This window comes from Dyadobacter sp. (assembly GCF_051859145.1).
GTDB lineage: Bacteria > Bacteroidota > Bacteroidia > Cytophagales > Spirosomataceae > Dyadobacter.
The window spans coordinates 1-4,481 of the sequence record NZ_JBHYGF010000351.1; the positions used below are offsets into that span (position 1 = coordinate 1).

Annotated in this window: 3 protein-coding genes; all 3 read right to left on the reverse strand. The window is 44.9% G+C overall.

Annotation, left to right across the window (positions count from 1 at the left end):
* Positions 1–166 precede the first annotated feature (166 nt).
* A complete protein-coding gene (locus ACTIE6_RS18635; protein WP_439558077.1) occupies positions 167–1,267 on the reverse strand; it encodes a VIT1/CCC1 transporter family protein in 1,101 nt (366 codons plus the stop codon).
* A 57-nt stretch (positions 1,268–1,324) separates the two neighbouring features.
* Positions 1,325–2,458 carry an efflux RND transporter periplasmic adaptor subunit gene (locus ACTIE6_RS18640; protein WP_439558078.1) on the reverse strand — a complete coding sequence of 378 codons (1,134 nt, stop codon included), beginning with the start codon at positions 2,456–2,458 and terminating at the stop codon, positions 1,325–1,327.
* Between the two features lie 7 nt (positions 2,459–2,465).
* On the reverse strand, positions 2,466–4,481 hold a 2,016-nt coding region (locus tag ACTIE6_RS18645; RefSeq protein ID WP_439558079.1), incomplete at its 5' end, for an efflux RND transporter permease subunit.

Consider the following 4,481-nt stretch of genomic DNA (forward strand, 5'->3'; position numbering starts at 1 on the left):
CACTTCACCGGAAACCGGGTATTTCAGCGCAATGTTGTGCGTTTGATTATCAGAAAGATTTTTCTCAGGCCTGAAGAATTGTATGATTACCAGAATGGCAAGCAAACCCATTGAAATTTTTTTGAACATAACAGAGATGATTTATGGTGAATAAATTAAATCCGATTTAACCTGCTACGGAAACACCAATGAGTCTTCCGATTCCAAAAGTGACAGCAGCGGCTGCAAGCCCGAAAAGAACTTGCCTGAACCCAGAATACCACACACTTTTTCCGGTAAATAAGGTAATAGCTGCCCCGATCAGAAATAAGCCGAATGCGCTGACAACAGTGCTTGTCAAAATCGCCTGAGTACCGCTTAGAAAAAAGTATGGGGATACAGGAATGATTGCGCCAACCGAAAATAATAGAAAGGAAGTCACAGCGGCTTCCATGGCAGAACCTTTCAGATCTTCCACATTAATACCTAGCTCTTCTTTGATCAGGATTGCCATTGTCTCGTCCTTACTGGACATGATGTCACGAGCCATTTTCAAAGCCTGCTGCTGTGGGATGCCCTTGGCCTGATAGATCAGCGCAATTTCTTTTTCTTCACCGCCTGGATTGGTTTCCAGTTCGTCCATTTCCAGCTGCATCTGGTTTTCACTGAGTTCCTGCGAGCTTTTTACCGAAATCCATTCACCCAAAGCCATCGATAAAGCACCTGCCAGCAGACCTGCGAGTCCGGTAAGCAATATTTCCTTTTGCCCTATGGCTGCACCCGCTATCCCCATCACCAGACTGAAATTGGAAACAAGTCCGTCATTTCCGCCTAGCACGGCAGCCCGTAAAGCATTCCCCCCCACTGATCTGTGCCGTTTCTCAAACCTGGTAAGGGTCGACCCGGCGATTTTAGGGTTGTTGTCCAGTATGTTCTTCAAGATCGCAACATGGGCGGTGTCTGAGATTGAACTGGCAGACCTGTTCTTGTTTCTGGCATTGGATACGGAAGACGAAATGCTCTTTTCCGTATCCAGAAGTACACCCAATATGTAATCGTAGCCAAAAACCTTACCGATCGTATTCAGGATTTTTGCTCTGGCAGACGGGCCCGGTAATTGTGACAAATGCAGTTCATTCTTAGCCATAAATGCAAGTGCATGCCCATGCTCTATTTCACTCATTTGCCTGAAAACGCTAGCCACATTTTCATCTTCCTCGTTTTTAGCAAGAATCCCGTACAGGAAGCCTGCGTCAATTTCGGTTTGTATGTTTTTAAGACTGACCATGGTTTGTTTACAGTTTACAATTGATGCGCAAAGTGAATTGTCCTTTAATAATCAGTATTACTCCTCCGATTTATTTTTCAAAGACATCAGAAGCGAATACGCTCCGTTTACTACACAAAGCTGGTTGTCAAGTTTTTGCTTGGAAATAATTTCCGTAAAACCGTTCTCCGAAGTTCCGGTCTGGACCTGTTTGATTTCAAAGGTGCTTTTCCCTTTTGGTATAAAAATGTACTGTTTGCCTTGGTAAGTGACAATGGCATCGTCGGGCAGCACGAGCACGGAGCGGCTGTTGAGCTGGATGTCCGCATTCATAAACATGCCGGGTAAAAGTTCGGGCTCATAACTTTCAAAGTGTGAATGAACCTCGGCGGTCCTTTCCGGTGACAAATCCTTGGTGATCAGAATAATTTCACATTGGTATTTTTTGTCGGGCACGTTGTTGGTGTAAGCCAAAACCTGCTGGCCCGTTTTTACTTTATCCAGATCCTTTTCAAAAACTTTAAGGGCCAGATGGATGTCGGTCGGGTTTATCAGTTCAAAAAGTACTTCCGTAGCCGAAACGTACCGGCCGATATTGACATTCACCTTGGACACAAAACCGTTGATAGGCGAATGAATGCTGATACTTCGGGTAATGTTATCCTTTGTTAAGTGGTCAGGATTGATGCCGGCCAGTTTGAGCTTTTCGTACAACGCTTTCATCATCACCTGCTGGCTCTGGTAATCAGACTCAGCCTGCTGAAAGGTCTTATCGCTGCTTGATTTGCTTTTGTTCAGATCTTTCTGGCGTAAATAATCACTTTCCAGAAAAACAACCCTTGCTTTACCAGTCAGGTAATCCTGCTGTAGCTGGATGTACTGCTGATCTTCCACGACAGCCAGTACATCTCCTTTTTTGACACGGGTTCCGGGCAATAATTTTGTGGTTTTCAGGTATCCGCCTAATGGCACGCTGATTGACACGATGTTCTGAGGCGGAACATCAATTTTCCCATTTAGTTTCAGAACCGAAGAAATCTGTTTTTTCTCTGGCAATGCAGTTTTAATATCCGCACTTTTAATTTGCTTTTCATTGAGTGAAGCAACATTTGGATCAGCATTATTTTCAGTCGTTACCGTACCATCTTCAGCCTTTTCGGAACAGGATAAAAAAAGCAAAATCAGTAAGCTGTATATCAGATATTTCATCATGGCGATGTTAATTTTGAAGGTAATAATTAAGATCAATGGCTTTGCTGTTCAGGTTCATCACCGCATCCAGATATAGGCTCCGGATGGAAGTCGCATGGCCTATCAGCTGTACCCATTGCAGGTAATTGATGCTTCCGCCCGCTAGCTGTTGATTAGCCGTTGCGGTGATCAAAGCAGCATTTTTCAGGCCGCTCGTTTCGTAATACTGCACGGCGGTCAGGAATTTCCGATATTCTGTCAAGGCAGACAAATACTGCGATTTGAGCATTTGGGCACCAGCCTGATAACTTTGCCGGCTGATATCCTGGTTGATCCGGGCAGAATTTATACGTGCCTTTTGAGATCCTGCAAAAATGGGAATACCCACTCCAATCTGCCCGGACTGGAACCGCTGAGAACTGCTGTAGGTCTTCTCATCCGCGCCGGTGCCGCGCATACTCATGTTGTTGTAGCCCACATTAATCTGCGGCAAAAGTTTAGCCTTTTCAACGTCAATAGTGGCCGCTGCAATCTGCTGCTGCTGCGAAAGGTACCGCATCTGAGGATGGTTTTGGATATTGATTGAATCCGGAACTGCAACCGGATTGTACAGATTGTCACGCAATTCCGGCTCGGGATTATCCGGCGCATTGAGCAATAGTTGAAATTGCAGCTTTGATAAATTTAAATCGGATTCGAGCTGCTGCCGCTGCATTCTGATATCGGCCAGCTGAGTTTCCACTGTCGTTTTTTCAAGAATATCACTTTCCCCCTTTTCAAATCGCTCATTTGCCCTTTGATAAAAACCAGCGTAAAGACTGTCCAGGGAAATGAGCAATGCTTCTTTTCTCTTTTGGTACAAAAACATATAAAAGACATGCGCGACATTTCTTCGCAGTTCATTTTCCCTTACCGCAACATTGAGAACACTGGCTGATAATTCGCTTTGCAAAAGTGTTTTTTGCCTGGCATAAACAACCGGCAGACTCAGTGATTGTGTAATGTTAAAGCGCGTGTCTGTATAAAAACTGTTGATCTGCCCTGCCTCCACCTGAACTGCCGTTTGAGGTAATACCACGGCTGTTTTTAAAAGCGCTTTCTGGTACTGGGTTCTAAGCTTTTCGGTTTTCAAATTCTGGTTGTTGGCCAGAGCAAGCTCCTGAGCCGTTTTCAGGTCAATTTTGTTCTGAGAAAAACCATTTGCATGATTGAGCAGCAACATCGCTGGAATCAGCAGCGATACTGATTTGGTTTTACCATTCAGATTGAGCCTAAACCCATTTTCAAAAAACAGGTACAGCACCGGAAGTACAAAAAGTGTCAGAAAAGTTGCTACTAAAAGACCACCGATCACCACCGTGGCTAACGGACGTTGCACTTCCGCCCCTGCGCCATTACTGATCGCCATTGGAAAAAAACCAAGCGACGCCACAAAAGCAGTCATCAGTACCGGACGGAGCCTGTGTTGTGTACCTTCCAGAACAGCTTGTTTAATGTCCTTTTGCTCTTCTTTTCTGATCCGGTTAAATTCAGCAACTAGCACAATACCGTTCAAAACCGCGACACCAAAGAGCGCTATAAAACCAATTCCGGCACTGATGCTGAATGGCATACCGCGCAGAGCCAGAAAAAATATCCCGCCAATAGCAGATAAGGGTATGGCTGAATAAATCAACAATCCGTCTTTCACGGAGTTAAAAGCAAAAAACAACAGAACAAAAATCAGCAACAGTGATACCGGTACGGCGATCATCAGCCGCTGTTTGGCAGCATTCAGGTTTTCAAAAGAACCACCGTAGGTAATATAGTAACCAGTGGGAAGTTTCAGCTTTTGGTTCACTTTGGCTTGCAGCTCGTTCACAATCGTTTGCACCTCCCTTCCGGCAATATTGAATCCGACCACAATCCTTCTTTTTGCATCCTCCCGTTGGATCTGATTTGGCCCGTCCTGGATTTTAACTTCTGCCAGCTGATAGAGTGGAATCTGGGTTCCGTTAGGTGCGGCTACCAGAAGATTACGGATATCTTCCAGATTTTTCTTACG

Coding starts and splice junctions, on each gene's coding strand:
- ACTIE6_RS18635 (WP_439558077.1), bottom strand. CDS start 1,267: ATGGTCAGTCTTAAAAACATACAAACCGAAATTGACGCAGGCTTCCTG.
- ACTIE6_RS18640 (WP_439558078.1), bottom strand. CDS start 2,458: ATGATGAAATATCTGATATACAGCTTACTGATTTTGCTTTTTTTATCC.